This is a genomic window from Bythopirellula sp. (assembly GCF_041737835.1).
Classification (GTDB): domain Bacteria; phylum Planctomycetota; class Planctomycetia; order Pirellulales; family Lacipirellulaceae; genus Bythopirellula.
Genome location: NZ_JBGSQY010000003.1, coordinates 1 through 4,689, shown reverse-complemented (window position 1 = coordinate 4,689; position 4,689 = coordinate 1). Strand labels below are relative to the sequence as shown.

General features: G+C 55.0%; 5 protein-coding genes. 4 read left to right on the top strand and 1 reads right to left on the bottom strand.

Features of this window, described 5'->3' with window-relative positions; translation table 11 throughout:
* Positions 1 to 166 precede the first annotated feature (166 nt).
* From AC6T8Q_RS01450 to AC6T8Q_RS01440, 3 genes are read left to right on the top strand one after another with little or no spacing between them, the layout of a single operon-like run.
* Positions 167 to 397 (top strand): hypothetical protein, encoded by a 231-nt coding sequence (locus tag AC6T8Q_RS01450; protein WP_500677399.1) that lies wholly within the window; start codon positions 167 to 169, stop codon positions 395 to 397.
* On the top strand, positions 387 to 2,657 hold the full coding sequence (locus AC6T8Q_RS01445; protein ID WP_500677398.1) for a terminase gpA endonuclease subunit: 2,271 nt from the start codon (positions 387 to 389) through the stop codon (positions 2,655 to 2,657). The genes AC6T8Q_RS01450 and AC6T8Q_RS01445 overlap by 11 nt, the downstream gene beginning before the upstream one ends.
* Complete coding sequence (locus AC6T8Q_RS01440) at positions 2,654 to 2,824, top strand: NrdR family transcriptional regulator (protein WP_500677397.1); 171 nt, start codon at positions 2,654 to 2,656, stop codon at positions 2,822 to 2,824. Before AC6T8Q_RS01445 ends, AC6T8Q_RS01440 begins: the two co-directional genes overlap by 4 nt.
* A 36-nt stretch (positions 2,825 to 2,860) precedes the next feature.
* On the opposite strand, the gene AC6T8Q_RS01435 is transcribed toward AC6T8Q_RS01440, so the two are convergent.
* A complete protein-coding gene (locus AC6T8Q_RS01435; RefSeq protein ID WP_500677396.1) occupies positions 2,861 to 4,090 on the bottom strand; it encodes a DUF2934 domain-containing protein in 1,230 nt (409 codons plus the stop codon).
* A gap of 281 nt (positions 4,091 to 4,371) precedes the next feature.
* Here AC6T8Q_RS01435 and AC6T8Q_RS01430 point away from each other — a divergent pair, with 281 nt between their 5' ends.
* Positions 4,372 to 4,569: a hypothetical protein gene (locus tag AC6T8Q_RS01430; protein ID WP_500677395.1), complete on the top strand. Its 198-nt coding sequence runs from the start codon at positions 4,372 to 4,374 to the stop codon at positions 4,567 to 4,569.
* Positions 4,570 to 4,689: the final 120 nt, after the last annotated feature.

Here is a 4,689-nt window from a genome sequence, read left to right as displayed (position 1 = left end):
GAAGTCGTCTTGGCTAGTCATCGTTCGTTCTCCGGTGGTTGGTGGTGGCGTAATTCGTTCCGACACACACACATGAGCCAGGAATTACGCCCCGCAGCAAGCGCTGTGCGGGAATCTTCAGCAGAATTTCTCAGCTTTTTTCCGACGTTTTAGGGCAACCGAAACTATGACGGACGAACCATCCCGAAAACCGATCAATCCTGCGGCGCTGTCGTTGCCAGATGCGGCCAAACTCTTGACGAAAGTTGGCGGCCAGCCGATTACCGAGGCGCTGCTCCGCGCTGATGTGAGCGCCGGTGCGCCGGCCAATGCCGATGGCACGCTGAACTTGGTTCGCTATGCCGCGTGGTTGGTGCGAGAGATGAATCGCAGTGGGGAGGAAGCACATGGCCAATGACCCGCGCAAACTGCGTCCCAGTGAACTCTGCCGTTTATTAAACTCCACGACGCTGGGCGAAGTTCTGAATGAACGGCAACTACATCGCCATCGCACTCGAGCTGGTCTGCGGATCGGTGACGCACGGCACGTCGACCTGCTGCGCTACACGGCGTGGTTGGTCGAACTCCGCCATGCACCTAAAACCGAGGTGACCGGCGATCCCTACGAAAAACTCAAAGACCGCGCTCGCGCCCGCAACGCCGCGATTGCGCTCGCTGGGCGCGACATCGGCGACTTGCCGGCGGTCGTGAATCCAGAACGCAAATCGCAAGCGGCTGCCGACTTTCGGTTCTTCTGTGATTCGTATTTCCCGCTGACGTTTCATCTGGCGTGGTCGCCCGATCACATCAAGGTTATCAAGATGATCGAGCAGGCCGTGCTGCAGGGCGGGCTCTTTGCGATGGCCATGCCGCGCGGCAGCGGCAAGACGACAATCTGCGAATGTGCTTGCATCTGGGCCGTACTCAATGGCCATCGTGAATTCGTCTGTCTAATCGGCAGCGACGAAGGCCACGCGATGGACATGCTCGAGTCGATCAAGATGGAACTCGACGGTAATGATCTGCTGCTCGATGACTATCCTGAAGTCGTCTATCCGATTCAGGCGCTCGATGGGATCGCCAACCGCTGCAACGGGCAACTCTACAAGGAAGAACGAACGCACATCGGCTGGACGGCCCGCGAGATCGTATTGCCGACGATGCCAGGCAGCAAAGCGAGCGGAGCCATTATTAAGGTGGCCGGGATCACAGGCCGCATTCGCGGCATGAAATACAAACGGTCCGATGGCCGAACTGTGCGGCCCACGCTCGTGGTAATCGACGATCCGCAAACCGACGAATCGGCGCGCTCGCTATCGCAATGTGCCACCCGCGAAGGCATCTTGGCAGGAGCGATCCTCGGTCTCGCTGGACCCGGCAAGAAGATCTCGGGCATCATGCCCTGCACGGTGATTCGCCCGAGCGACATGGCGGACAACATTCTCTCTCGCGACAAACATCCGGACTGGAACGGCCAGCGGACGAAGCTGGTCTACGCCTTCCCGACCGATGAAAAAATGTGGCAACGGTATGGAGAACTGCGTGCCGAAAGCCTGCGCGCCTGCGGTGATCATCATTTGGCCACGGAGTTCTATGCCGCGAACCGCGAAGAGATGGACGCTGGGGCCCAGATTGCTTGGCCCGAACGTTTCAATCATGACGAGCTATCGGCCATTCAGCACGCGATGAATTTGCGGCTTCAGGATGAAGCGGCGTTCTTTGCCAACTATCAAAACGAGCCGTTGCCCGTGGAAACGCCGGGCGACGACGAACTAACAGCCGACCAGATCGCGGCCAAGGTCAATCGGATCGCCCGCGGGATCGTTCCGATCGGCTGTAACCATCTGACGATGTTCATCGATGTCCAGCAGGCGTTGTTGTTCTATGTCGTGGCGGCTTGGGAGGACAATTTCACGGGCTATGTGATTGATTACGGCACTTTCCCGGACCAGCAGCGACCGTACTTTACGCTCCGCGATGCGCGGCACACGCTGGCCACCATAACCAAAGCTTCCGGTGTCGAGGGATCGATCTACGCCGGCCTCGAGAAGTTGACCACGTCCTATCTCGGTCGTGAATGGCGACGTGATGATGGGGCGATGCTGCGCGTCGAGCGTTGCCTCATCGATGCCAACTGGGGTTCCAGCACCGATGTGGTTTATCAGTTCTGCCGGCAATCGGCCCATGCGGGAATCATTCTCCCGAGCCACGGCCGCTTTGTCGGCGCATCGAGCCAGCCATTCTCGGACTACAAACGCCGACCGGGCGACCGCGTTGGTCACAACTGGCGGATGCCCAATGTCGCCGGCAAGCGCGCCGTGCGGCATGCGGTTTACGACACCAACTACTGGAAGACGTTCGTGCATGCTCGGCTGGCCGTGACGATGGGCGACCGAGGGTGTCTTTCGTTATTCGGTGAGAATCCGGATCAGCATCGTCTGTTGGCCGAACAGCTCACCGCCGAGTATCGCGTGCGAACCGAAGGGCGTGGCCGAACGGTGGACGAATGGAAGCAGCGGCCCGAGCGAGGTGACAACCACTGGTTCGATTGCTTGGTGGGCTGCGCCGTCGCCGCCTCGATTCAAGGTTCAGTCTTGGCCGACTCGGGCGGCAATGTGGCGAATCTGAAACGCGAACGAGTGAGCTTCGCCGAACTTCAGCGGAGGCGCAGTGGATGAAAAAACCGTCGTCCTCCCAACGCGGAATCGAATGCCTGGCGTGTGGTTGCCGCCATTTCTACACCACGCACACCGAACCTCTGAGTGACGGTCGCATTCGCCGCCGCAAGGAATGCCGCCATTGCGGTCGCAAGCTTGTAACTTATGAGTCAACTAGAAACTCGTAACGTGGTTGAAGTGGTTCATAGATGCATCTAGTAGAGCTAAATAAGCAGGTCCATTGGAATTCCAAGATCGGCTTTTGCTTGGAACCAATGTTCTTGATCCCGACCATGAGGATGCCCCTCATCTTCCCATAATTTATAAGCCTGCATTTGAACGCGTGAGCGAAGAGCCAATAAATGCTCATCCGGACAACTAGGCAACCAATCGACTGACATTCCCAATAGACCGTCCTCCGCGCGACCAAATTCTGACTCCAAGGCCATGTCCAGCACTTCCCGAGTCTTGTATTTCGGTCGCTTCACATTCGCAATTGGTGCATTCTTTGCAACTGACCATGATACAGGATCGGTCATTTTGAATAATTGGCATAGTTCGCTGCAATATCCTATTGCCGAGTTGGATTTCGCAGGAAACACATAGTTCATGTAGGTCTTTGGATCGTCAGGATACTCGCTATAGTGCGTTGAGAAATATCGAATTCCGTGGAATTGATGTGTTCGTGTGATCCATTCAAGCATCAATTGCGGAACAAGATATTCTGGGCGTTCTGTTGCTTTTGCGTCAGGTACACGAACAGAACAAGCAGCGATCAAGGGCCAGCAGGCAACATTTGCAGCGATCATCGCTGCTGCCGGCGTCGGTCCGTTAAAGTCTCCGGGGACCTTTGCCACGTAAGACGCTAACACCGGAAGTCTGTGGCCAAAGTTTAGAACTTTCAAGTTAGTATTCGCGACTGCCTCAAATCTCGAAACTGCAATTGTCGCCAAATTGCGTTCTCCCAACTCTCTCCAACAAACATGAGTGCTGCCCCCAAGATAAAGAGATGGTAGCCCAGCGACACTGTAACGCATTGGCTTAACGATATGACGAAGGTCGAACGATATGTGAAATAAGTCACCCTTGTAGAATGTTGATTGTCCAGCAGGCCGAAATCGGTACATGGGGTTAACGAACTGTGACATATCTCCGGACGGCATGAGTGCCCGCAAGTGCGGACCAAGTTCATGCAATGCCGTATCAAGTCGATTGTACGCTGATGTCCTGTCACCCCCGATTACCATTTTTACTACTTCACGAACAGCGTTGGATAGCGGAACAACTCGCTTTAATTCGTTTGAAATTGCTCGATCAATAAACCTTCTTTTTACCACACGGTTTATTTGGTTTTGATATTCATCCAAGAGATGATCCACGAAGTCCGTGTATGCTCCGATCCGTGTCTTGGGCAAATCGACGGTATCACTGTTCAAAAAATCAACTGCGTCCATTATGTACACCTGATGTCGTGGATCGCTCCATTTTTATATCCCACAGATAGCAGTGGTTTTTCAGCGAAGCAAATTGAAGTGTTGTCGTATTCTCTTCCAAGAGAAAGTCTTATTCAAGTCGCTAGTTGAGTCAAAGTACGCTCTTCAAATGTATTAGAGAGTAATTGCTACATGTAGCACGATCTTGGGTTGCTACATATTTTTTCCGTCAATTCTGCGGCGAACCGGGTAGGTCTACAGATAGGCGGGCACACTCACACTTGTTTTGGAAGCCGGACTTTATGGCCGAGAACCTCGACGACGCGATTCGCCAAAACGCCCAAGGGCCAGCCAAGGCCTCGGGCGACGCCGGCAGCGTCGAACAGCACAAGCTGGCCGACCAAATCGAGGCCGACAAATACCTCGCCTCCAAGCAAGCGGCCAAATCCAAACGTCGTGGTCTGTCGTTCAACAAGCTAGTTCCACCGGGAGCCGATTAAGCCTTGTTCGCTTGGTTCACCAATTTGTTCGCCGCCAAGCCGTCGCAGGGGACGCGTGTACTGCCTCTCGTGCGTGGCCGTTACGATGCGGCGGTCACCAACGACGACAACCGTCGTCAT

What these genes read in the sequence shown, in the direction of transcription:
- AC6T8Q_RS01450 (WP_500677399.1), top strand. Translation starts at nt 167, where the DNA reads ATGACGGACGAACCATCCCGAAAACCGATCAATCCTGCGGCGCTGTCG.
- AC6T8Q_RS01445 (WP_500677398.1), top strand. Translation starts at nt 387, where the DNA reads ATGGCCAATGACCCGCGCAAACTGCGTCCCAGTGAACTCTGCCGTTTA.
- AC6T8Q_RS01440 (WP_500677397.1), top strand. Translation starts at nt 2,654, where the DNA reads ATGAAAAAACCGTCGTCCTCCCAACGCGGAATCGAATGCCTGGCGTGT.
- AC6T8Q_RS01435 (WP_500677396.1), bottom strand. Translation starts at nt 4,090, where the DNA reads ATGGACGCAGTTGATTTTTTGAACAGTGATACCGTCGATTTGCCCAAG.
- AC6T8Q_RS01430 (WP_500677395.1), top strand. Translation starts at nt 4,372, where the DNA reads ATGGCCGAGAACCTCGACGACGCGATTCGCCAAAACGCCCAAGGGCCA.